This window comes from Geobacillus sp. WSUCF-018B (genome assembly GCF_002809985.1).
Lineage (GTDB): Bacteria > Bacillota > Bacilli > Bacillales > Anoxybacillaceae > Geobacillus > Geobacillus thermophilus.
In genome coordinates this window covers 1-24,069 of sequence record NZ_PIJF01000047.1, presented here as the reverse complement: position 1 = coordinate 24,069, position 24,069 = coordinate 1, and the positions used below count along the sequence as shown (strand labels likewise).

Below are 24,069 nucleotides of genomic sequence, written 5' to 3'. Positions count from 1 at the left end.
TATCCTATTTTCAGCAAAATATAGTTAAGGCGATTCATCTCCCACTTACTCCGCTTCGCTTCGTTGAAGTGGGAGTCTTCTCGCCTAATTAAGATAAATCCTTCATGGAAATCGCCGAGGAGGGCGCCGCGGCGATGACGATCCTCCGATGTATATTCTTGAAACTGCTCGAGCGGCATGCCTTGCTGTTCATACTCCAGCAGCTTCTCGACATACGGCGTGCGCATGACGCGGCGGATGCGCACGACCGAACGGCCGACGATGACCGTTTCATTTTCTTTCGCCTCGACAAGCCGCCGTTTATACGCGTCATGAAACGGCGCTTCCTTCGTGGCCACCAGCCTTGTGCCAAGCTGCACCCCTTGGGCGCCGAGCGCGAAGGCGGCGAGCAGCCCGCGCCCATCGCCGATGCCGCCCGCGGCGACGACGGGGATGCGGACGGCGCTGGCGACTTGCGGAATGAGCGTCATCGTCGTCAACTCAAGCGGCGAGTTGATGCCTGCCGCCTCATACCCCTCGGCGACGACGACATCCGCCCCGGCCGCCTCCGCTTTTTGCGCTTGGTTGACCGAGGCGACGACGACAAGCACCTTGATGCCATGTTCCGCAAAACGCGGAATCCACGGCGCCGGATTGCCGGCGGAAAGGGAAACGACCGGCACTTGATGGCGGATGACAAGTTCGGCGATCTCCGCGGCGTGCGGCGTCACTTGAAGCGGAATGTTCACCGCAAACGGGCGATTCGTGCGCCGCTTCGTTTCAACGATCAGCGCCTCCACCTCATCAGGCGGCATCGTCCCCGCGCCGATCGTTCCAAGCCCCCCCGCTTCCGACACGGCGCTCGCCAGCTCGGCGTTGCTGATGTTGCCCATCCCCCCTTGAATGATCGGATAACGAAGATTGAGCAAACGGCAAATATCATTCATTATGATCACACCTTTTAGAAATATTAAGTCCATGTTTCTAATCCTATGGTTAATTTTGCATTGCTGCTCGAATAAAATCATATACCGGTTTAATCATTTTCGGTCCCCCATTGTAAGTAGTACCATTGATACGAAAGCTCCCTCTATGAACAGCAATGATTTCGTTTGATGAGTTTAGTAAAGAGGAACCGGATTGTCCATTATAAGTATCAATCTGATAAAATGCAAGCTCACCGGTTTCTTTGGAAACGGAGCCAGCCATTCCCCATTGAGATATTTCCTTATACTGTTCGATTTTATCCCCTGGATATCCATAAATTTTTACTGACGTACCTTGAATGTTAGATACTTGTCTTAATGGAAGATATCCGACTACATCACCAATATTTTTTCCTAAATATGTGCTAAGCTTAAGAACTGCAAAGTCTTGAGTTGGGTCTCCTGTTTGAATATAGTTGCTCGTAATATAATAATCTACTATTTGATACACACCGTATGAATATATATTATTATTCATGGCGGGATATACATAACCATTTATCGCGCCGGACTGATTCACAACGTCCATAACACAATGTGCATTTGTAAGAACTTTATCTTTTCCGATAACAGTTCCTGTGCAAGCATACCAACCGTCTCTAAATTCCAATTCAATGTACGCAATTTGTCTGTAAGGGGCGACTGAAGTATTGGAGACTTTTGCACGGCCATCAGCACCAATCACAACCTGAGGAAAATATTGATTTGGAGATTTATCACCGATATATGTTGTTTCAGGGTTTAAATTATATTTGTAAGGCTTACTTTTTTTGAAATCTGTATTTATCTCTGCTTTTGGAAGAACTTCACCGGTTCCTTCTGATCCTTCGGTGACCAAAACTCTTGAATTCTTTAACTTTTTCATGTAATCTTCATACTTAATGATTTCACCTTTTGAATTAATCATGTCATAAGCATTATTACTGTTTTTTTGAGCAAGAACGGTTGCCGGGATATTCATTATAGACGACATAATAAACCCAATCATTACAAAAATGATAAATACAATTTTTTTCATTAAAGTAAGCCCCCTTATAAAATTCCAAAACTATAGCACCGAGATAATTTATATGTTTCAATTATATTGAACAGGCTCAATTTTCGTAACTTTGATTTTACTAGGATACGACTCTAAAACCTCTGAGTACCACACTCTGACCTTTTGCCCGTTTTTTATTCCTCCCAAAGCACCAGCTCCCGTAATCCATAACTTACTCATATGGTATTTTCTTCTTAATTCCTGTATTGATAATTTATTGGCGTCGTCCTGAATAAAATCTTGATCTTCAACTAAATAGACCTCCCCTTCTTTCATAATAATAAAACCTTCTGAAACAGTTGCTTGATTAGGAGATCGATTCGCGCTATATTCACTAAAGAAGAATAATAATGCTATGGAACACAAAATAATACTCACCAAGATATATCTCCTCATACCATCCCCCCAGCAATTTCGTTTCCCGGTCCATCGTTATGAACAAATTTCCCTTTCAGGACAGAATAACACACTAATGAACATTGATGATCCCAAGTGCATTCACGTCTTTGATACCGAACTAGCCAGCTCGGCGTTGCTGATGTTGTCCATCACCCCCTTGTGATTGGATAACGAAGATCAGAAAACGACAAACATCATTCATTATATTCAACAAACGTGAAAAAAACGTTATACATTAACAATACCATATTTTTATGAAAATGAGAATAATTTGAGTGTAACTTGAACGTTCTCCCACCTACACTAATGTTTCGAAGTGGGGGATTCTTGGTAACATCCGCTCTTCGGTAGGTTGTTCACCAAGCCATCCCCGTGCATCCCACAGTTCGACTTCCCTACAACGACAACAAACGAAGCCCTTCATTCAGGATATTTCGGGCGGCGTTATGGTTCCGGTCATGTTCGGCTCCGCCGTTCGGGCACACCCACTTGCAGATGCCAAGCCACTTCATCTCAACCTGCCGATGCCGGTAGCGCGAGCACAATTAGCTGGACGGGAAGATGCTCGCGACACGAGCCACCACCCGCCCGTACCATGTCGTTTTATACTCAAGCATATTGAGAAAACGCCCCCACGCGGAATCGGAAATGGATTTGGCAAACTTGCCGTTTTTTTGCATGCTCCGCACACGCAAATCCTCCACGTACACCACTTGGTTTTCACGGATCGAGCGGGTGGACAACTGATGCAGGAAATCGTTCCGGCAATTGGTGATTTTTTCATGAAGACAGCACATTCGGAGGCAACTTTCCTCTTTCACACTCCTCTATACCAAACGTTCCATAAACGGCAACCGGGATGCCCAGCTGCTGTTGCGCCGTGCATCCCGGTTCATTCCACGGAGGTCTCTTCCTCTTCTTTTTTGTCAAGCTCTGCCCCTTCTTGAAACACCGCTTCAAAGAAACGGCTAGCCGGCGCGGCGAGCTGTTGGTAATAGTCGTTGAACAAGGCGGCGGCATGGCTTCCCATCCACTCGTTCGGCAGCAGCTCTTCCGGCAAGCCAGGGTCGATGAACAAAAACTTCCGGTACTCATGAACGAGCTTCGTTCGCTCGACAAAACAGTCCGCATCCGACATTTCGCCGCGCTCGATTTTATGTTTGTCAATGACATATTTTTGGCTGTAGACGGCAATAAACTGCTCGTATTTTTGGTTGATCTCTTCTAAGTTCCAGCACTTTTCCACAAGCTGCTTGTTCGTATGCGGTCCATCGTATTCGGCCAAAAAGAAGTCGACATACGGGCGGATGTCGTACTTGTCGATCAAGTCGTACACTTGTTGCTCCAAATTGTTCGGGGACATCCAGCAGCTGTTGGACATCGTGCCGAACCCGCTCCAAACAAGCTCCTTTCGCAGTTCGTCGCGCAAATGCCGCTTCTCCTCAGGAATCGTATAGATCAGGATCCGCCATTTCCCGTCCCAATGCTCGGGACGCGTTTTGTAAATGCGCCGCGCCGCCTCTTCCATCCGCTTGACGCCGCGCGCCGTAAGGGAATAGTAGCTTTTATTGCCGCGTTTTTCCGCGCGAATCCATCCTTGCTTGCTCATGCGCGACACCGCCGCCCGCACCGCTTGGTCGTTATGGCCGAATTCGCGAAGGAGGCGGATGAGGCTCCCGATCCAAATTTCACCGCCGTAGCGGCGGATGTAGTCGCCGTAAATGGTAAAAATGAGTGAGCGCGTATTCATCCAATGAAACTCCCTTTATCTTGTTTTCGAACTATAATCGTAACAAACTTTTATCACGCTGGCAAGACGGACGAAAAACAAACGGAATAAAAAAGAGCCGCACCGCTAAAAAGCAGGCGGCTCTCGGCGGCGCGCCAACGGGCGGCCGCAGCTTCGGCAGCTTCATCAACTTAGGCAGACGTCATTCAACCAGACCGGCTGTATGACGGGCCGTCGTCTGAACATAACCATCCTTTCCGCCGAACGAAGACAAGGCGCTCTCACCGTTCGTCCGCGTTTTTCACAATCGTCGCGATTCCTTGGCCGACGCCGATGCACATCGTTGCCAAGCCATAGGTGACGCCGCGTTTTCGCATTTCGTAAATCAATGTCGTCAAAATGCGGGCGCCGCTCGCGCCAAGCGGATGGCCAAGGGCAATCGCTCCCCCGTTGACGTTCACTTTCGCCCGATCGAGCTCAAGCTGCCGGATGCATTCCAGCGCTTGCGAGGCAAACGCCTCGTTCAGCTCGACAAGCCCGATGTCGTCAAGCGACAACCCGGCGCGGCGCAACGCTTTGCGCGTCGCAAAAACCGGGCCGATTCCCATGACGGCCGGTTCAACGCCGGCGACCGCTGAAGTGACATAGGCAGCCAGCGGCTTGAGTCCGAGTTCTTTTGCCTTTTCGGCGCTCATTAACAAAAGCGCCGCCCCCCCGTCGTTAATGCCGGACGAGTTGCCGGCTGTCACCGTGCCGTTTTCAAACAACGGCGGTAGCTTCGCCAGCTTCTCCAACGTCGTATCCGGACGCGGATGCTCGTCTTTATCGACGACAACGCGGTTGCCTTTTCGATCGTGGTACACAACCGGCACGAGTTCATCCGCAAACCGATTCGTTTCGATCGCTTGTTTCGCTTTCATTTGGCTTTCGTAGGCAAACTCATCTTGCGCCTCGCGCGTCACGCCGAACCGCTTCGCTACGTTTTCCGCCGTCTGCGGCATGCTGTCGGTGCCGTACATTTCGTGCATTTTCGGATTGATAAAGCGCCAACCGATCGTTGTGTCATACATCTCGATGTTGCCGCGCGGGAAATCGCTTGCCGGTTTCGGCATGACAAACGGAGCGCGCGTCATGCTTTCCACGCCGCCGGCGATCATGATATCGGCCTCATTGGCCAAAATCGCCCGCGCCGCATAATTGACCGCATCAAGCCCTGAACCGCACAGCCGGTTGACCGTCACCCCTGCGACTTCAATGGGCAGCCCGGCCAACAGCGCCGCCATGCGGGCGACGTTGCGGTTGTCCTCGCCGGCTTGGTTGGCGTTGCCAAAAACGACATCATCAATTTGTTCGACCGGCAAACCCGGATTTCGCTCGATAAGCGCCCGGATGACAACAGCCGCCAAATCATCCGGCCTGACGTCTTTCAACGCGCCCTTGTAGCGGCCAATCGGTGTGCGCACCGCATCGACAATCACAACTTCTCTGTTCATATTCTCCCCCATCCTTTTTCGACAGATCAGCCGTTTTCCCGATTCGTATAGTCATAGACGCCGCGGCCTGTTTTGCGGCCGAGCCGCCCCGCTTTGACGTATTGCTCCAACAGCGGCGCCGGGCGGTATTTTTCTCCGAGTTTTTCGTGCAAATATTTTAAGTTGTTCAATCTCGTATCAAGCCCAACTAAATCCGCAAGCTCAAACGGCCCCATCGGGAAATTGAGGCCGAGCTTGATCGCCTTGTCGATCTCTTCGGGCGTCCCGACCCCTTCTTGCAGCATATAAAACGCTTCATTGCCGACAAGGGCGCTGATCCGGCTCGTGACGAATCCCGGAAATTCATTGACGACAACGGTTTCTTTCCCCATCCGCGCGGCGACTTCCTTCGCCATTTGCGCCGTTTCGTCGCTCGTCTCCAACCCGCGGATGATTTCCACAAGCTTCATTTTATGAACCGGATTGAAAAAATGCATGGCGATCACCCGCTCCGGCCGCTTCGTGAACGAACCGATTTCGGTCGGACTCATGGTGGATGTATTCGTCGCAAAATAGCACGACGCCGGCGCATGGGCGTCAATCGTCTCGAACACTTGCTTTTTCCATTCAAGTTTTTCCGGCACGGCCTCGATCACCAAATCGGCATCGCGCACAGCGGCCGCCGAATCAAGTGAATACGACAGGCGCGCCTCGGCTTCTTGCCGCTCGCTGTCGGTCAATTTCCCTCGAGCGACCGCCTGTTCAAAAATCGAAGCAATCTCCTTCTGGGCGCTCTCCAATTGTTCTTGCTTAATGTCCACTAAGGTCGTCTGGAACCCGCCGACAGCGCCGACATACGCAATGCCTCTCCCCATCACGCCGCTGCCGACGACAACAAGGCGTTCGATCATCGTCTTCCCCCTCTCCTGCTTTCGCATATGACGGCTGATGCATCGAGCTAGCGTTCTCTCTCACCAAGCGGCGGACGCCGTCAAATGAATGGGCACCCCATCACGCGCGACGGGGTGCTCAGCAAACGGACAGGCGCGTCTCTCCACGCTTGCCCTAACCGGCTCTTGCCTTCAAGGGCGGCAAACTGAACGTTGCGTCCAAGGACGCGACCCGCTCTCGTATGTTGGCAAACGCAAAACGGAGAAAATCTTAGACGCCAAACGGATTAAGCGGACGCGGCCCGTAATACGACAGCACGCTTTTCGTTTCTGTGTACAAATCAAGCGCCTCGACAGACAGCTCGCGCCCGAATCCGGACTGTTTGTAGCCGCCAAACGGCGTGCCTGGGAAGGCGGAGAATGGGCTGTTGACCATGACAATGCCGGAACGCAGCTGCTTCGCTACGCGAACGGCGCGGCCATAATCTTTCGTCCAAACGGCGGCGGCCAGCCCATAGTCGCTATCGTTCGCCAATTCAACGGCTTCGGCTTCATCGCGGAATTTCATCACGACGACAACCGGTCCGAAAATTTCTTCACGAACCGCTTTCATTTGATGGTTCACGTTCGTCAAAATCGTCGGTTCATACCAGTAACCGTTTTCAAATCCCTCGACTACCGCTTCTTTCCCTCCGGCAACGATCGTCGCTCCATCCGCGACCGCCGATTGCACGTATTCGTCAATCACTTCCAGCTGCCCGCGGCTGATGATCGCCCCGACATGCGTGCCGGCATCAAACGGGTTGCCGAGTTTCAGCTGCTTCGTTTTGGCCACGAACGCTTCCATAAAGGCGTCATAAATGCTTTCATGCACATACAAGCGAGAGCGTGCCTCGCACGATTGTCCGCTGTTGTAGAAAATGCCGAACAATGAGCCGGCGACAGCGGCTTCTAAATCAGCGTCCGCAAATACAAGGCTCGGCGATTTGCCGCCCAGCTCGAGCGTCACCCGTTTTAATGTTTTCGACGCCTTCTCCATAATTTCCTTCCCGACCGGCGTCGATCTGGTAAACGCGACTTTGTCGACGAGCGGATGCTCCACCAAATAGTCCCCGACTTCCGCCCCGGCGCCGGTCACCACATTGACGACCCCTTCCGGCACCCCGGCCTCGTGGCAAATTTCCGCCAGCACCAGGCAGGTGAGCGGCGTCAGCGACGCCGGTTTGACGACAACCGAACATCCTGCGGCAAGAGCAGGCGCGATTTTCCAAGCCGCCATCATGAGCGGGTAGTTCCACGGAATGATTTGGGCGCACACGCCAACCGGCTCTTTTTCCGTATAGTTGTGAAACGCCCCTGGCATCGGGTTGACCGCCCCGCGGTGGCCAATGATCGCTCCGGCAAAAAACTCAAAGTCTTCAATGGCTTGCATTACTTGTCCTTGAGCTGCTGACAGTGCTTTTCCGGTATTCAAAATTTCCAATTCCACCAATTCATTGAAACGTTCGCGCATGATGGATGCAATTTGGTACAAGATGCGGGCGCGTTTTTGCACTGGGAAATGGCGCCATTTCCCATGATCAAACGCCCGCCGCGCCGCCTGCACCGCCCGTTCGGCGTCCTCGCGCGTCCCTTTGGCGACGCGGGCGACCGGTTCGCCAGTGGCCGGATTGATCACTTCAAACGTCTCTCCCGAAGCGCTTTCCACCCGCTCCCCGTTCACAATCAAATGATAGAAATCGCGTTTGGTCGGCATCGGTTCCATTTTCTTTTGTTTCACAGTCGCCATCGTTTCATCCCCCTTGCTTAGTTTCCTCGGAATAATGGTTTTCGTTTTTCAAAGAACGCCTTGACGCCTTCGCGGTGATCTGCCGTCATGCCGGCAATGCGTTGGCATTCCGCTTCCCGTTCCAAGTAGCGGTCAAACGTCGTTTCTTCGCCTTCGCGAAGCAGCCGTTTGATGAGTCCAATCGCCTTCGTTGGCATGGCAGCGAGCCGCTCGGCAAACTGCTTGACTCCCTCCTCCCACTCGGAGAGAGGAATGACCTTGGTCGCCAGCCCGAGCGAGGCGGCCTGTTCAGCGGAGATTTTATCCCCGAGCACCGCCAGCTCAAGCGCCTTCGCCCGTCCGACGAGGCGCGGCAAATAGTACAGATGGCCCGCATCCGGCACAAGACCGACGTGAATAAACGCAGGAGCGAAACTCGCTTTTTCCGAAAGAAGCCGGAAGAGCGCTGCTTTTTCCTCCTCACTCATTCGCCGGATATAGTCCCGCTTCACGACCCAAAGGTCCGCGACCGGCTCGCGGCGCATAAAGTTTTCCTGCGCCATCACGAGCGCGATCTCCTCATTAGGGGCAAGCAGACTGAATTGATGCTGCATCGGCGCATCCGGCGCTTTGCGGCTGAACACTTCAAACACTTGATAAAATCCTTGTTCTTTCCCCGCCATGGCCATCCCTCCTCATCCGGCCGTCCGTACGGCGCTGAGCGCCTCCCGCACCCACGCGTTCTGCTTATACGCCGTCCGCCGAAGCTCAAGCCGCTCCTGCGACTTCGGTCCGTTGTTGCGGATGATTTCTTTAAACCGCTCCCAATCCGGCTGCCGGTAAATCCATTGGCCCTTCTCTTTGTCAAAATGCATGGTCTCATCAGGAATCTTCAGTCCGAGCGCCCAAATGCGCGACACATATTTCGTAAAGAAGTCTTGGCGCAGTTGTTCATTCGTTTTCGTGCGGATGCGGTATTTGATCGTGATGTCTTGCTTCGAAGTTCCCGTCGTATCGGCCGTCGGCGGACCGAAAAACATAAGCAGCGCCTCCCACCAACGGTTGAGCGCCTCTTGCAGCATCTCTTTCTGCTCCTTCGTCCCTTCGGCGAGCGCCAAAATGATCGACTCGCCGTGCTGGGCGTGAAACACTTCCTCGGCGCAAATGCGCTTCAGCGCCCGCGCATACGGTCCGTATGAGGCATCCAATCACATGCCTTCATATCAAAAATAAATGAAAGAGGCGGAAAAACCGCCTCTTTTGATCCTGATCGTCTAATGGCGTCCCTCGCGCGCTTGGAAGGGGACAACGCTCTTACAGAAATCCGCTAAATCTTCATAATCCCCCCCGTGCTCGCCGATGTGACGTGTTTCGAGTAGCGGGCGAGATACCCGGTTTTCACTTTTGGTTCAAAGCCTTTCCAGTTCGCTTTCCGGCGTTCGAGCTCTTCATCGGACAGCTTGACGTTGATCGTTCGTTTCACCGTATCGATCTCGATGATATCGCCGTCTTGGATGAAAGCGATCGGTCCGCCTTCCGCCGCTTCCGGTGAAACGTGGCCGACGGACAAGCCGCGCGAGGCGCCGGAGAAGCGGCCGTCGGTGACAAGCGCTACCTTCGTACCGAGCCCCATGCCGACGATTTGCGACGTTGGCGCAAGCATTTCCGGCATCCCTGGGCCGCCTTTTGGCCCTTCGTAGCGGATGACGACAACATGTCCCGGCTTGATTTTCCCGCTGGCAATGCCCTCGAGCGCTTCCTCTTGGGAGTCGAAGACGATCGCGGGCCCTTCATGGCGCGTGATGCCGCCTTGCACCGCCCCGGTTTTAATGACGGCGCCGTCCGGCGCCAGGTTGCCAAACAAAATGGCGAGCCCGCCCGTTTCCGAATACGGGTTGTCAATCGGCCGGATGACGTCATAGTTTTTCACTTCGCAGCCGGCGATGTTTTCCCCGAGCGTTTTGCCCGTGACGGTGAGCGTATCTAAATGAAGCGTGCCTTCTTTTTTCGCCAGCTCGTTCAACACGGCCGAAACGCCGCCCGCTTCATGCAAGTCTTCGATGTAATGGATGTCCGACGCCGGGGCGAGTTTGGCCAAATGCGGCACGCGCGCCGCCACTTCGTTGATGCGCTCAAGCGAGTACTCGATGCCGGCTTCGTTGGCGATCGCCAGCGTATGCAGCACCGTATTCGTCGAGCCGCCAAGCGCCATATCGAGCGCGAACGCGTTGTCGATCGCTTTTTCGGTGACGATGTCGCGCGGTTTGATGTCATGTTCGATCAAATACATCAGCTGCTTTGCCGATTGGCGGACCAGCTCTTTGCGCGCCGGGTCGACCGCCAAAATCGTGCCGTTGCCCGGCAGTGCAAGCCCGAGCGCTTCAGCGAGACAGTTCATCGAGTTGGCCGTAAACATGCCCGAGCACGATCCGCACGTCGGACAGCCGTACCGTTCGAGTTCTTCAAGCCCTTTCTCATCGAGCGTTCCCCCTAAATACGCCCCGACGCCTTCAAATACAGATGACAGTGAAATTTTCCGCCCGTCTTTCGTCACACCAGCTTTCATCGGCCCGCCGCTGACAAAAATCGTCGGGATGTTGAGCCGCATCGCCGCCATCATCATCCCTGGCGTAATTTTGTCGCAGTTCGGAATGCATACCATGCCGTCAAACCAATGCGCCGAGATGACCGTTTCGATCGAATCAGCGATGATTTCCCGGCTCGGAAGCGAATAGCGCATCCCGATATGCCCCATGGCGATGCCGTCATCAACGCCGATCGTGTTCATTTCAAACGGCACGCCGCCTGCTTCGCGAATCGCTTCTTTCACGATTCTCCCAAACTCTTGCAAGTGAACGTGCCCCGGAATAATGTCGATGTACGAATTGACAACCGCGATGAACGGTTTGTCAAAATCCTCATCTTTCACCCCGGCCGCCCGCAGCAAACTCCGGTGCGGGGCGCGGTCAAATCCTTTTTTGATCATGTCGCTGCGCCGCTTTTTCATATTCTGGTCCCTCCATCGTGCAGATTGCTAGGTTGCTAGTATTGTACCACTTTTTCTAATAGAAAGACAATTACCTTTATTATGAATGCGTTTTCAAAATCTGCTTCGAAAAAACAAGTCAGAAAAATCAGCCTTTCCTCTTGACAACCGGAGCATTTGGCGTCATAATTTCTTACAAATTGCACTCCTTGACAAGAAAACAACAGGAACGGCACGGGACTAGTAAACCGAGGGAACGCGCCAGAGAGTGGAACCCACAGGCTGGAAGGTTCCTCGCGGGAAGCCGGTTGAACCTGCCCTAGACGGCCGCTTATGCAAACATAAGCCGCACGCCTGCGTTACAGGCCAGAGGTGGGCGCTTTGTGCGCCAAAAAAGGTGGTACCGCGGAACGCTTTTCCGTCCTTTTGCAAAAAAGGAGGAAAAGCGTTTTTTATTGGCCGGCCGCTTCGCAGAGCGGCTAGGCGATCCAACTCATGCCATTCAACACGCAAAGGAGGGAGGAACGCGATGAAACGGCAGCGCGTGGTGGTCAAAATCGGCAGCAGCTCGCTCACCGATCCGAAAGGCGGCCTTTGCCATGACAAGCTGTTCGATCACGTTGAGGCGATCGCTTATCTCAAACAGCTCGGCCATGACGTCATTCTCATCACGTCCGGCGCTGTCGCCGCTGGTTTCGGACCTTTAGGCTACCCGGCGCGCCCGACGACAATCGCTGGGAAACAGGCAGCCGCAGCCGTCGGGCAAAGTTTGCTCATGCAGGCGTACAGCTCGGCGTTCGCCCAATTCGGCTTTACGGCCGCTCAGCTGTTGTTGACGCGCAGCGACTTTTACAGCCGCGAGCGGTTCCGCAACTTGTTTGCCACAATCACCACACTGCTTGAGAACGGCGCCGTGCCGATCATTAATGAAAACGACTCCGTTTCCATTGAAGAATTGACATTTGGCGACAATGACATGCTTTCGGCGCTTGTCGCCGGCTTTTTGCACGCTGATGCGCTCATTTTGCTTACGGACATTAACGGGTTGTATGACGCCAATCCGAAAACGAATCCGCAGGCGAAAAAATACGCCTTTTTGCCGGAAATCACCGATGAGATGATCGAAGCCGCCGGCGGCATCGGTTCAGCCGTCGGCACCGGCGGGATGCGCTCGAAGCTTCTCGCGGCTCGAAAAGCACTTTCGTTTGGCGTCAGCGTGTTCATCGGCACGGGAAGCGGCCGAGAAAAACTGGCTGATATTTTAGCTGGAAAAGGAGACGGCACGTACATCGGCGTTCCGTTTCCGAAACAAATGCAAATGCGCAAACAATGGATTGCCTATCATGCTCCTGTCGCCGGCATGATCACGGTCGACAGCGGGGCTGAAGAAGCGTTGCTTATGCGTGGGAAAAGTTTGCTCCCTGCTGGCGTAACAGCGGTTTCCGGCGACTTCCATGCGATGGATGTCGTGGATGTCGTCAATGAAAAAGGGATCACGATCGGACGCGGCCAAGTGTATTACGCCGCCGCCGATTTGAAAAAAGTGAAAGGGCGGCCGAGCGAAGAGGCCCGGCAATACTCTTACCTTCACCGCCCGGAAGTCATCCACCGCGACAATTGGGTCACGTTGCGAAAGGAGAGTGTATCGAAATGAGCGAACTGCTCGAAAAAGCCGAACGGTTGAAAACCGCCTCACAAACGCTCGCCATGCTGTCAGCGGAGGAAAAAAATGAGGCGTTGGAACAGATCGCCCAAACCCTTGACCGCGAACGCGCCTTCATTTTGCAAGAAAACGAGAAAGATATGGCCCAAGGCCGCGAACAAGGGCTGTCGCCGGCTTTGCTTGACCGGCTCCAACTCACCAATGAACGCCTGGACCAAATCATCGACGGCGTCCGCCAAGTCGCCTCGCTGCCTGACCCGGTCGGAGAAATCATCGCAGAGTGGACGCGGCCGAACGGGCTCCGCATCCAAACGGTGCGCGTGCCGCTTGGGGTCATTGGCATGGTGTACGAAGCGCGCCCGAACGTGACGGTCGATGCGGCGAGCCTTTGCTTGAAAACGGGCAACGCGGTTTTGCTTCGCGGCAGCACATCAGCGCTTCATTCGAACAAAGCGCTCGTTCGCGTCATGAAAGAGGCGCTCCGCACGACGACCGTTCCGGAAACGGCGATTGAACTGCTCGAAGACACGAGCCGGGAAACGGCGCAGCGTATGTTCCGTCTCAACAGCTACTTGGATGTGCTCATCCCGCGCGGCGGAGCCGGGCTCATCCGCTCGGTCGTCGAAAACGCCACCGTGCCGGTGCTTGAGACCGGCGTCGGCAACTGTCATATTTTCATCGACGAATCAGCCGAGCGGCAAATGGCCATCGAGATCGTCCTAAACGCCAAACTGCAGCGCCCATCGGTCTGCAATGCCGTCGAAACGGTGCTCATCCATGAGCGTTGGCCATATGCCGCCGACTTGCTTGAGACGCTTCACGCCCGCGGCGTCGAATTGCGCGGCGACCAACGTCTTGCCTCCGCCTATCCGTTTATCAGCGAGGCAACAGAAGATGACTGGTATACGGAATATTTGGCGCCGATTTTAGCGGTCAAACTGGTCGCCGATGTCGACGAGGCGATTGGCCACATCCGCCGCTACGGGACGAAGCACTCGGAAGCGATCATCACGGAAAACGAGGTGAACGTCCGCCGCTTTTTCCAGGCGGTTGATGCGGCGGTCTTGTACCATAACGCCTCCACCCGCTTCACGGACGGGGAGCAGTTCGGCTACGGAGCGGAAATCGGCATCAGCACGCAAAAGCTGCACGCCCGCGGTCCGATGGGGCTTGTCGCCATCACGACGACAAAATCGCTCGTGTACGGGACGGGGCAAATTCGGGAGTCATAACGATGGCTGCAACGAAGACGGCTTCCTTTTTCACTAAGTTTCTAAAGCATAAAACGATCCGGACCCAACCCATGGCTTCCGGATCGTTTTCTTATTTTTCCATTTCCACAAATACCCAATAACGGCTGCCGATAAAGTTCACCGCCATCCCGGCGATTGTCGCCGCCAGTTTCGCCAGCCAGAGCGGCGCGAGCCGTTCCGCGGCCAGCAAAACGGCAAGCGATGCACCGAACGACAGCCCGTTGACGACAAGAAAGCGCAAAACTTCCTTTATATTGGCTTTCCGTTTGACTTGAAACGTCCAACGCCGATTCCAAATGTAGCTGTTCGCCATCCCGGCGCCGTAGGCAACGGCTTGGGCAACCGCCGCCTTAGCGCCTGCAGCAGTCAACAAAAAAAAGACGGCGAAGTCCACCGCGGTATTGCTCACCCCAACGAGGCCAAACCGCCATACGGCTTGTTTTTCTTTACGGAATATACGAAGGCTTTCGTTCATGTTTCGTTCCGACTCCCCACGTTTCGTTGACAATATAGAGCGGACGCTCTTTCACTTCATCGTAAATCCGGCCGATATATTCGCCAATCGCGCCGAGCATGAGCAGTGTCACCCCGTTGCCAAGCAGCATGACCATCAACAATGACGCCCAGCCAGCGATCGTTGAATGAGCAAACCATTTAAGATAAAGGACAACGAACATCCCCACCACACTGGCCGCAGACAACAAAAATCCAAGCCAATTGGCCAGCTTCAGCGGCTTGTATGAAAACGAGGTGATGCCATCAAGCGAAAACCGAATCATCTTTTTGAGCGGGTATTTCGTCTCACCGGCGAAACGCGGCTCCCGTTCGTATTCAACCGCCGTCTGCCGGAAGCCGACCCAGCTTACCAGCCCCCGAACAAACCGGCTCCGCTCTCTCATATAGCGTAACTGATCGCACACTTTCCGGTCAATAGCAGGAAAACACGAAGCTTGCCCAGCGCGCCGCTATCCGCCCCGCCCACGGCTTGACGATCACGTACATCATCCACGTCGAGGCAACCCCCGCCAACGCTTCCGGAAGAAGCACGCTAAAATCGCTCACTCCGAACACTTTCACGCTCAACGCCTGCAGCCAAAGCGCCGCCGGCGGCTTATCAACGGTAATGAATCCCTCCGGATCAAGCGCGGCGAAGAAAAACGCCTTCCAACTTGCGGCCATGCTTTTCGCCGCCGCCGTATAATACACATTGGAACCGCTGTTTCCAATTTGATAGAAGTGCAAAAAAGCTGACCAAGCCATGATCGCAGCAATCCATCCATCCCATTTCCATTGTATTTTCTTCATCGACTCTCCCTTTCCGTCATGTTCTTCGTCTCCTGCCGTTACGTTACCCCGTGTTGGTGAAAGTTTGGTGAAAAAATCGAGCGAATGGACAAGGTTTTCATTTCGCTGACCGCAGACGTGTGCTATGATAAAAGGCGAAAGGAGGTGAATCGTGTGGAAGGAGCCACCATCGTGCAACAAATTTTAAAGGCGCTCGACTTGCATTCCGGAAAAATCCAACAGCAAATGAAAGAAATGGAAGATCGGCTGCGCACCGAAATCCAAGATACAGAAAGCCGACTGCGTGCTGAAATTCAAGACACGGAAAACCGACTGCGCGCGGAGATCCAAGATACGGAAAACCGACTGCGCGCGGAGATCCAAGATACGGAAAACCGACTGCGCGCCGAGATTCAGGATACAGAAAATCGGCTGTATGCCAAAATTCGAGAGACGGAAGACCGGTTGCACCAAAAACTTTTGGATTTGGAAAAGCGCACGGATGCTCGATTTGAGCGCTTGGAAACGAAAATGAACTATTGGCGCCTTGAATGGTCGGAAACGCAGGAAACGGTTGACTTCCTCGCCCGCAAAACCCTCCAACATGAACGAAAACTCCGTTCCCGGGCTGGACAAAACGAAATCTCTTAAAAAACGAAAAAGAAACAAGCCAACCGGCCGCCAGCATGTTTTTTGCTTGACGGCCGGTTGGGCTTTTGTCTCGTGCTTGCCGGCTTCTTTTTTGGACAGACAACCGCCTTGACCGATCATCGTCGTGTCGAACAGCAGCCAATGTTGCGGGGCGTTCTTCTTATTCGTTTCCTTGCTGCTTGGCGATGTCCGCGCCGGAAAACGCCGCTTTCATCGCTTCATACGACGGCTTCAGCCGCTCGTGGTAGCGCGGCGTCTCCCATGTCGGCCACGTGTACGTGTAAAACCGCTGAACCGGCAGCACATTCCCTTCCATCGCCGGGAACGAAAATGAGCGCTCCCCGTTGGCGACGTACACGCCGAGGCGGATGCCGGGGATGATCTCTCGGCTTTTTAGACCTTCTTTTGACCAGATATCGCCCATCACCTCGCGCCGGCTTGGATCGGTGACATTCAACAGCGCCCACGGCAGGCGAATTTCATACATATCACCGCGGCGGCTCACGCTGAGATCGGCAAGCGAGTCATAGGCCGCATCGGCCGGGTTGGCGGTGCCGAAGCGAAGCACCCCGGTTTCATACGAGTCAAACGGCACGGCCTTGCCATCTGCTTCTTCGAGCTTTTTATTCAGCGTCAACCGGATCGGGTGGTATACTCCGTTATCTTTGCGATGGGCGTACGGCGCCGCCGGCATCATGTGCAGCTGATAGCCGTAATGATAAGAAAACGTGTCATAGTAGCTGTCGACAAGCAGCCGGGCGCGCTGTTTTCCATGAATGACTAAAGCAAAGTCAATCCCCGACGTACGCATGCCGGAAAGGCCCGGGAGGCGCGATTGCCCTTGGCCTGGAATCGTATCAAACGCAATGTACGTCGTTGTTTCATCGGTGATGCGCGCACCGTCAAGCCGCACGTACAAATACCCTTCATCGCTTGTGACGTACAGCGCTCGCTTGCCCTCTGTCCAAACCGGACGGATTCCATTGAACGTCCAATCGTCTTTCCGCCCGTCGACCTTGATCATCGCGGCCGCGCTTGAACGTGGCTCAAACCGAAGCAGCCCAAAATGTTGTTCGTTCGTCTGCGCATTCAGCCAAAACGGCCGACGATCCGGGTTGTCATAATCCATCGTGTTCCACGTCCGCTTGAACCATTCATCCTGCCAGGAAAACAACAGCCCTCCCGCCATCCGCTCATGGACGATGTCCTCAAACAGCTCCCGGTCGATCGTTCCTTGCTCCTGTTCCGACAAAAACCCCTGATTTTTCCCGTGCACATTTCGATGCGCCATGCCGCGCGACGAAGGAACACCGAACTCGGCGACGAGAATCGGCATCCGGTGAGCGGCCTTCATCTCATGCAAGTAGCCGGCATAGCTGTTATGCTCGCCGCGCGAGTCAATATAGCGGATATATGTTTCTTCTCTGTTCAAAAAATCCGGATAATACGGATAAATATGATACGAAGCGAACCATCCGGCGCGCAGCTTGTCGGTGGCGTACATGACATTCGGATTGACGGAAACAAGATCTTCTTTGACAAACGGCTCGGCCGGATGACGAAGGAAATCGGTCGTCACCCAGTTGGTGAAACTCACGGGCCGCTGCCACCCATACGTTTCCGTCTCATAGCCGACCGCTTCGTCGACCGCACGCGCGAGCCACGCTTCAAACGGGCTTGCTCCCTTCGTATACACATATGTCCCGCGGTAATCCCCTGATCCGCGATGGGCTTTGTTCGTGGCGGCAACAACGTCCGGATCCCATTCGACGCCGAAAATCCACCCGAGGACATAAGGGGAAAGGTCATATCGGTACACTCCCCCGGCGTGGCCCGGCCGCTTTGGAATGTTGGCGTTGCCGTGGATGATGTCGATCGTGCGGCGAATCTCGGCACGAAACGCCCCGTCCACCGCGGGGGACCAAACATCTTTGATCCGAAGCATCATCGCTTCATCGATCCAAACGCCGTGAAACAAATAGAGCGGCTGCTTGGCGGTTTGATTGTATTCATAGAGCGCTTCGTAAAACGCCGGCGGATGGATCGTATAGACGCGGACGGCGTTCGCCCCCATCGCCCCGATATACTGAAGCCAGCGGAAGTATTCTTCCTTCGTGATGCTCGCCTCGCCCGGAAACGCGCCGGGTTTGCTGATGCCGAGGTTGACGCCTTTAATAAGCAGCGGCTCCCACCGTCCATTGCGATATACTTGAAGATAGTCGCGCCCGACCGTCCCCGCCAAGCGGATGCCGTCCTGCTCCGCCGTTTCTGTAGCGGCAGGCCGCTTCTTCTCCTCCTGATACGTTTTGATTTCTTGCAAAATGGCTTTCATCATCGGCACGTACACTTTCCAATAAAACGCCGTCTCATCATCCGGGCGGCTGCTCGCCGTCCACTTGCGCCATCGATCGAATCCAACCGTTTGGTAAATCGATGGCACACTGCCTTGATCGGCGTAATCGCCGCAAAAGTAGTACGACTGGTACGTGCGCGTCTCATAGCGGACAACGGCCGGAAACGAAACCGGAACCCCGATGGCGCGCAGCTTCTCGTTCCCGCGTTTGGAAAGCGACAACGTATAGGTCGCCAACACATCGTCCGGATCAAGCGGCTGGACGATGTCAAACCAGTACGAATAAGGAACGCGCTCGTGTTGGCCCCACCGCGCTTTCCCCGCTTTCGTATACGAAAACACGACGCCATCGCCGCCAAGATCGCGCCGGTCCAAAACCATCAACCGATCGCGTTCATCCACAAGCACAATTCCCGGACCGCGGAACGCAAACGGCGTTCCATATTGTTGTTCGTAGTTCTCCCTGACCCACGCCGGCACTTCCCGGCTGGATAAATCGGGGAAATAGCGCCCGATCCACCCCGTCCAATGCAAGCCGAACAGCGATTCAAACGACGCGCGCACCTCCTGCGCTGTCGGGTGGGCCATCGAGTTGAATTCGGCGATCAACGTGTTTCCCCCTTCCCGGGCGAACCGCCAAAGCGCCTTCACCGTCTCGCCGTCCAGCCCGCCGTGCACTTTCGCCGACCGCGCCCCGTCCGTCCGCTGGCGAACAAATTCTTCTTCATAGACGCCGTACGTGTCGGCGACATACACGGCATCATAGCGATCCATCGTGTTCGGAAACGGGCGCACTTCGTATGCCCCGCCGCCCTTTGGCACAAATCCGACATAATCGCGCGCCGCATCATACGCCTCACCATTCCGGTGCACGTACTTTTGCGCCCGGAGCAGCCAAACAAGCCCTTGGTGCTCGCGGTACGACCGATCCGGCACCGTGTCATCGACAATGAGCAGCTCAAGCTCCGTTTCCGGCTTCAACCACCAAAGCCAATACGGCGCCGACAGAAGCAGCACCGCCAAGACAATATATACATAAAACCAGCGGAACGCCCTTTCCTCCATCTTCCCACTCTCCCTCACACCTGGTATCTTCCTTATAACAAAAGGAGCGCTTGTCCGGCAAGAACAAACAGGCATTTCTGCCCAAAAAAGAAAAGAAACGCAGGGTCGTTCGTCTTCCCTCCGCTCCCTGAACGCGACCCAACGTCCGATCCCCGGACACGAAACAGGCCTCTCTGATGGCTTCCGAAAACATGAGTCCGTCCATCACTCACATCCACACCCTTGCCGATCAAGAACGCGAGACTGAACGCAAGGTGAGGACAAGCGGATCCGGCTCCCCAGCGCCGAACCGCTTTGACCGCGCCCGCAAAACCTGCTATTGGAAAAACCGCGATAACGGCGCTGCATTCCTCGTTCCATCACCAGCTTTCGATGCGGCCATCCAACCGGGGCACGAAGTCGGCCTGCATCATTACCGTCAGATTACCGCTCCGCCACCGGCTCTCGCCGCGGCCATCCAACACGAAAAGGCAAGCTCCCGACAAGAGCCTGCCTTTTCGCCATGACCATCTATCGATTTGGTTCATATACATCCCACGTCCATTTGATCGACTCGACAATTTGCTCGGCCGCCTGTTCGGCTTCAAGCTCATTCAACACCACGCGGGAATGATGGAGGGCGTAAGCCGACTGCCGCTGGAAAAACAGCTGCTCCACCTCTTCCAACGTTTTGTTTTTCAGCACCGGGCGGCTGTCGACAATGAGCGGCAGCCGTTCCTCTTTCCAATAATCCCATGACAAGTCAAGGAAAAAGACGATGCCATGAGCGAGGCATGCGCGCCGCACCTCCTCCTGCAAATACGCGCCGCCGCCAAGCGAAAGGATTTTCAACCTTGTATTTGTGCATAAATCGACGATGAGTTCCCGTTCCACCTTTCGAAAATACGCTTCTCCTTTTTGCGCGAAAAGCTCCGGAATCGACATCCCTTGCCGCCGCTCGATTTCCGCGTCGACATCGATAAAATCGCGGTACAGCTTTTTCGCCACCAGCTGCCCGATCGTTGTTTTCCCCGCTCCCATAAAGCCGATCAATATGATGTTCCGCTCGCGGAGCGGGATGGTGGTTTGCCTCTCCACGTTCCCTCACTCCCTTTTCAATCGCTCTTTCTAGATGACTGCCGGATGACGAGCTCTGGATGCAAAATCGTCCGTTTCGGCTCGCTGTCATCCCCTTTCATGCGTTCATGCAACCGCCGCGCCGCGCACGCACCGATCTTTTCTGGGAACGCGGCCACCGTCGTTAACGGTGGTTGAAACAACGCTGACTCTTGAAATGTTGTCAAATCCCACGACCGCGATATCGCGTCCCGGAACGATTCCTTCCTCTTTTAAGCCGAGCATCGCCCCGAAGGCGACAACATCGTTATAACAAAAGAGCGCTGTCGGCGGGTTCGGTTGTTGCAAAACTCGTTTCGCCGCCATCCGTCCGCCCTGCCTTGTTGTCGCCGACGGCACAAGCAGCGCGTCATCCACCTCGATGCCTGCGGCACGCAACGCCTTGCCGTATCCCCTTTGGCGCGCCTTCCATACGGACGACTGCGGAGAACCGCCAATAAAGGCAATGCGGCGATGACCCTGATCGAGCAAATGCTCAGTCGCCATCCGCCCGCCGGCCACATTATCGATTCCGATATAATCAAACTGTCCAGCCGGAAGTTCATCACGAGCAAACAACACGACTGGAATATCCCATTGCCGCAGCCGCTCAACCATCTCGGTCGAACACCCCGGAACCGGGCTCATGATGACGCCGCCAACCCGATGCTCAAGCATCGTCGATAGTAATGCATCTTGTTTTTCCGGCCGGTCAAACGTCGTGCCTAAAATGACGGTATATCCTTCCTGATCAAGCGCCTCGTGGACGCCGACAAGCAGTTCGGAAAAAAACGGGTTGTCAAGTTCCGTAATAATCAACCCGACGGTGGAAGAGCGCTGCGAGCGCAAATTGGCGGCTACACGGTCATACACGTAGCCTAATTCTTTCATCGATCGAAGCACTTTTTCCCGTGTTTCTTTCGAAATATTCGAACTCCCACGAACAACAAGCGAGGCTGTCGCCCGCGACACGCCGGCATGCTTGGCCACTTGTTCGAGCGTCACACGGGAGCGCTTTTTATCCGACACGGTTCGAATCACCTGCTTTACCGTTGCTTTAACCTACTAAAAGTATAAACGGTTGCTGCAAACAGTGTCAACGCACAGCGCCGGCTGGGCAGGAAAAAGGCGCCTCATCGTTCGTTATCCAAACAACGCAAAAAAAAAAAAGCCCGGCGATCTCCAAACGAGAAGCCGAGAGTCAACTGCCCGCCGCATGAACTACCCGCCACCTACGCTTTGCTGAGAGGCGGGGGCTTCAAGCGACTTGTGCATGTTCGCTGAACGGCAAGCCACACAAAAACCCTTTATGCTTCCCCGCGTTCCGAAGGTGTCCGTTCTAACCATCTATTTATCATATTGGTTGGCTATCGTCCCCCCCGAAATTCATCTCCCACTTTCACTTTGTTTCGAAGTGGGAGACTTCTTTCGGAACGTTAAATAATCTCTTTTTCTCTTAACTTCTGAATGTCCTCCTCGGACAGGCCAAGCATTGTCTGCAAAATCTCTTCCGTATGCTCCCCTAAATCGGGCGCAATACGGCGCACCGCGCCCGGCGTTTTTTCAAATTTCGGCACGATGCCGGGCACTTTAATTTTGCCAAGGCGCGGATGGGCGACTTCAATGATGTTTTCCCGTGCTTGATAGTGCGGATGCTCAAAAATGTCTTTAATGCTTAAACGGCCCGACATGGCGCAAGGTGTCCCCTTTCCCCGGCAACTCCACTTTAATGACATCGGCGCCAAAATCGCCGAGCAATACCGCACCGAACGGCGCCGCGATCATCGTTGAAACATCGAGCACTTTGACACCCTCCAACGGCAAACGACCCATGATGCTCTCCTCCTCCAAAGTCCAATTATTGGCTGTATTTCATGATGACCGACAATACATCTCTGACTTCTTCAATGGGAATTTGCCCCGGAGCTGAGCTTTGTTGGCCAACGGCAAACGTGACGGCCGAACCGAACAATCCCCCGACCAAACGAGTGATGGCGCCCAATCCTCCCATCGACATCGTAATGAGTGGGATCTCCAACCCCTGCCGCGCCTCCTCGGTCGCTTGCAACAAGGCAAGAACGTCTTGTCGCGATGTTGGCATGACCGCCACTTTGGCGATATCGGCACCATGTTGCTCAGCTTGGCGCATTTTGGCGACAAGTTCTTCCTTAGATGGCGTACAATCAAAATTATGATAGGACAAAACGAGACGCACTCCATAGCAGCGGGTCAGCTGACGGACAGCGGGGACATAGGGCTCATGGGCAAGCTCGTAATCAAGCAAATCGATCGCGCCGCTTTGGCACACTGTTTCAAACAACCGCAGCTTTTCCTCTTCTGTCAAGGAAATCGGTCGGCCGCCCTCCAGTTCGGAACGAACCGTAAACAAAATCGGGATGTCTCCGGCGATCGCCCGCATCTCTCTCGCCGTTGCCGCCACTTGCTGTTCGTCATGAATCGCCTGGAAAAAGTCCGCACGCCATTCAATCAGATGCGGCTTTTTCGCGCTGATTTGCCTTGTTTCCTCTAACACTTGCCCCGCATCCGCTCCAACGACCGGGGCGCAAATGCACGGCTCGTCTCCCCCAATCAAGACATTGCGCACACGGACGGCGCGTTTTGAAATCGCCATATGCTCTTCCCCCTTATGGTCGATAACCTAGTTTTTCTGAAATCGCTTGCGCTCCTTCTTTCACGATCGTTTCGAACTTCTCGAGCACGTCCGGCGTAAACCGATGCGTCGGCCCGGAGATGGACAAGCAGGCGCTAACTTCCCCACGGATATTGAAAATCGGCGCCGCAACGGCCGCAGAGCCGACTTCCCGTTCATCGATGCTAGACGCAACGCCGCGCTCCCGAATCACCTCAAGCTCCGCCGCTAGACGAGCCAAGCGTTCCTTTGTCGGCATTTGCGCGAAAATTCGCTCTTGAAAGGCGGGCGATTGGTATGCCAACAATACTTTTCCTCCCGCGCCCGCCCAAAGCGGCAGCCGCTCGCCGATTCTCACCATATGGCGCAGCGCCTGAAGCCCCTCGCACTGTTCGACGCAAACGCGGGCATCTTGTTCGAGCACGTATAAGTTCACCGTCTCCCGCGTCTCGTCGCGCAGCCGCTCCATCACAGGCCGCGCGATTTCCCGCACTTTAATCGATTTGCCGGCAATATATCCTAAATAGTACAATCCTTGTCCAAGACGGTACTTTAACGTCTCCGGATCTTTGACGACCAAGCGGTTTTGCTCCAGCGTAGCGAGCAGGCGCGTTGTCGTTGATTTGGCCAGCGAACAGGCGTGTTGATTATCCAATAAAATCCAAAGGGTATAGAAAAAAGAGCACCTTTCCTGTAGAATGTGGGTAGCGACACAAACAAACCCAGGAGGTGCTCTCTATGAACAAGCATACCACACTCCCGAATTTGATGCAAAAACTTGTTTCGGATGAAGAGATTCAACGGATT

At 54.3% G+C, this 24,069-nt stretch carries 21 protein-coding genes and 5 pseudogenes; 4 read left to right on the top strand and 22 right to left on the bottom strand.

Features of this window, described 5'->3' with window-relative positions; translation table 11 throughout:
* From CV944_RS13175 to ilvD, 12 genes and pseudogenes are all read right to left on the bottom strand, one after another.
* Positions 1-926: NAD(P)H-dependent flavin oxidoreductase (locus CV944_RS13175; protein WP_233205010.1), on the bottom strand; the 926-nt coding region annotated here is incomplete at its 3' end.
* A 49-nt stretch (positions 927-975) separates the two neighbouring features.
* Positions 976-1,983, bottom strand: coding sequence for a trypsin-like serine peptidase (locus CV944_RS13170; protein ID WP_100664314.1), 1,008 nt, complete (start codon positions 1,981-1,983; stop codon positions 976-978).
* 57 nt (positions 1,984-2,040) lie between these two features.
* The gene (locus tag CV944_RS13165; protein WP_033008036.1) at positions 2,041-2,400 is read right to left on the bottom strand and encodes a DUF3221 domain-containing protein; all 360 of its coding nucleotides are present in this window, start codon (positions 2,398-2,400) and stop codon (positions 2,041-2,043) included.
* Positions 2,401-2,798: 398 nt separating this feature from the next.
* The gene (locus CV944_RS17690) at positions 2,799-2,948 is read right to left on the bottom strand and encodes a transposase (protein ID WP_227412597.1); all 150 of its coding nucleotides are present in this window, start codon (positions 2,946-2,948) and stop codon (positions 2,799-2,801) included.
* Positions 2,949-3,200: an IS200/IS605 family accessory protein TnpB-related protein gene (locus CV944_RS17685; RefSeq protein WP_080729534.1), complete on the bottom strand. Its 252-nt coding sequence runs from the start codon at positions 3,198-3,200 to the stop codon at positions 2,949-2,951.
* Between the two features lie 95 nt (positions 3,201-3,295).
* On the bottom strand, positions 3,296-4,153 hold the full coding sequence (gene paaX / locus CV944_RS13155; protein WP_100664313.1) for a phenylacetic acid degradation operon negative regulatory protein PaaX: 858 nt from the start codon (positions 4,151-4,153) through the stop codon (positions 3,296-3,298).
* Positions 4,154-4,413: 260 nt separating this feature from the next.
* Positions 4,414-5,625 (bottom strand): thiolase family protein, encoded by a 1,212-nt coding sequence (locus CV944_RS13150; RefSeq protein WP_100664312.1) that lies wholly within the window; start codon positions 5,623-5,625, stop codon positions 4,414-4,416.
* Between the two features lie 26 nt (positions 5,626-5,651).
* On the bottom strand, positions 5,652-6,515 hold the full coding sequence (locus CV944_RS13145) for a 3-hydroxyacyl-CoA dehydrogenase (RefSeq protein ID WP_100664311.1): 864 nt from the start codon (positions 6,513-6,515) through the stop codon (positions 5,652-5,654).
* A 250-nt stretch (positions 6,516-6,765) separates the two neighbouring features.
* Positions 6,766-8,283, bottom strand: a complete 1,518-nt coding sequence (locus tag CV944_RS13140; protein ID WP_100659960.1) for an aldehyde dehydrogenase family protein — start codon at positions 8,281-8,283, stop codon at positions 6,766-6,768.
* Between the two features lie 17 nt (positions 8,284-8,300).
* Positions 8,301-8,945 (bottom strand): enoyl-CoA hydratase-related protein, encoded by a 645-nt coding sequence (locus CV944_RS13135; protein WP_100659959.1) that lies wholly within the window; start codon positions 8,943-8,945, stop codon positions 8,301-8,303.
* Positions 8,946-8,957: 12 nt separating this feature from the next.
* Positions 8,958-9,470 (bottom strand): annotated as a pseudogene (locus tag CV944_RS13130) (Phenylacetic acid catabolic protein); the annotation flags it as partial.
* A 119-nt stretch (positions 9,471-9,589) separates the two neighbouring features.
* Positions 9,590-11,269, bottom strand: coding sequence for a dihydroxy-acid dehydratase (gene ilvD, locus CV944_RS13125; protein ID WP_100664310.1), 1,680 nt, complete (start codon positions 11,267-11,269; stop codon positions 9,590-9,592).
* 508 nt (positions 11,270-11,777) lie between these two features.
* Between ilvD and proB the strand changes: the two genes are divergently transcribed.
* Both proB and CV944_RS13115 read left to right on the top strand, forming a co-directional pair.
* A complete protein-coding gene (gene proB, locus CV944_RS13120) occupies positions 11,778-12,902 on the top strand; it encodes a glutamate 5-kinase (RefSeq protein WP_011231534.1) in 1,125 nt (374 codons plus the stop codon).
* On the top strand, positions 12,899-14,143 hold the full coding sequence (locus CV944_RS13115; RefSeq protein WP_100659958.1) for a glutamate-5-semialdehyde dehydrogenase: 1,245 nt from the start codon (positions 12,899-12,901) through the stop codon (positions 14,141-14,143). Before proB ends, CV944_RS13115 begins: the two co-directional genes overlap by 4 nt.
* Before the next feature lie 91 nt (positions 14,144-14,234).
* Here the strand turns inward: CV944_RS13115 and CV944_RS13110 are convergent, their stop codons facing one another.
* From CV944_RS13110 to CV944_RS13100, 3 genes and pseudogenes are all read right to left on the bottom strand, one after another.
* Complete coding sequence (locus CV944_RS13110; protein WP_047818501.1) at positions 14,235-14,639, bottom strand: GtrA family protein; 405 nt, start codon at positions 14,637-14,639, stop codon at positions 14,235-14,237.
* Positions 14,611-15,105 (bottom strand): annotated as a pseudogene (locus CV944_RS13105) (glycosyltransferase); the annotation flags it as partial. The gene CV944_RS13110 and the pseudogene CV944_RS13105, both read right to left, overlap by 29 nt.
* Positions 15,098-15,469 (bottom strand): annotated as a pseudogene (locus tag CV944_RS13100) (ArnT family glycosyltransferase); the annotation flags it as partial. The pseudogenes CV944_RS13100 and CV944_RS13105, both read right to left, overlap by 8 nt.
* 153 nt (positions 15,470-15,622) lie before the next feature.
* Here CV944_RS13100 and CV944_RS13095 point away from each other — a divergent pair.
* Positions 15,623-16,099, top strand: coding sequence for a hypothetical protein (locus CV944_RS13095; RefSeq protein WP_033008023.1), 477 nt, complete (start codon positions 15,623-15,625; stop codon positions 16,097-16,099).
* A gap of 160 nt (positions 16,100-16,259) precedes the next feature.
* Here CV944_RS13095 and CV944_RS13090 read toward each other — a convergent pair whose 3' ends face one another.
* The gene (locus tag CV944_RS13090) at positions 16,260-19,517 is read right to left on the bottom strand and encodes a hypothetical protein (protein ID WP_100659956.1); all 3,258 of its coding nucleotides are present in this window, start codon (positions 19,515-19,517) and stop codon (positions 16,260-16,262) included.
* 176 nt (positions 19,518-19,693) lie between these two features.
* Between CV944_RS13090 and CV944_RS13085 the strand changes: the two genes are divergently transcribed.
* Positions 19,694-20,023 carry a hypothetical protein gene (locus CV944_RS13085; RefSeq protein WP_100664309.1) on the top strand — a complete coding sequence of 110 codons (330 nt, stop codon included), beginning with the start codon at positions 19,694-19,696 and terminating at the stop codon, positions 20,021-20,023.
* Between the two features lie 4 nt (positions 20,024-20,027).
* On the opposite strand, the gene CV944_RS13080 is transcribed toward CV944_RS13085, so the two are convergent.
* From CV944_RS13080 to CV944_RS13055, 6 genes and pseudogenes are all read right to left on the bottom strand, one after another.
* A complete protein-coding gene (locus CV944_RS13080; protein WP_020278602.1) occupies positions 20,028-20,594 on the bottom strand; it encodes a shikimate kinase in 567 nt (188 codons plus the stop codon).
* Positions 20,595-20,611: 17 nt separating this feature from the next.
* Positions 20,612-21,641 (bottom strand): annotated as a pseudogene (locus tag CV944_RS13075) (LacI family DNA-binding transcriptional regulator).
* 407 nt (positions 21,642-22,048) lie between these two features.
* A pseudogene (locus CV944_RS13070) lies at positions 22,049-22,291 on the bottom strand (CoA transferase); the annotation flags it as partial.
* Positions 22,281-22,397, bottom strand: coding sequence for a CoA transferase (locus tag CV944_RS13065; RefSeq protein ID WP_232722178.1), 117 nt, complete (start codon positions 22,395-22,397; stop codon positions 22,281-22,283). The pseudogene CV944_RS13070 and the gene CV944_RS13065, both read right to left, overlap by 11 nt.
* 73 nt (positions 22,398-22,470) lie before the next feature.
* Positions 22,471-23,244: a type I 3-dehydroquinate dehydratase gene (gene aroD / locus CV944_RS13060; RefSeq protein ID WP_023633532.1), complete on the bottom strand. Its 774-nt coding sequence runs from the start codon at positions 23,242-23,244 to the stop codon at positions 22,471-22,473.
* A 13-nt stretch (positions 23,245-23,257) separates the two neighbouring features.
* Positions 23,258-23,917 (bottom strand): IclR family transcriptional regulator, encoded by a 660-nt coding sequence (locus tag CV944_RS13055; RefSeq protein ID WP_232722163.1) that lies wholly within the window; start codon positions 23,915-23,917, stop codon positions 23,258-23,260.
* Between the last annotated feature and the right edge of the window lie 152 nt (positions 23,918-24,069).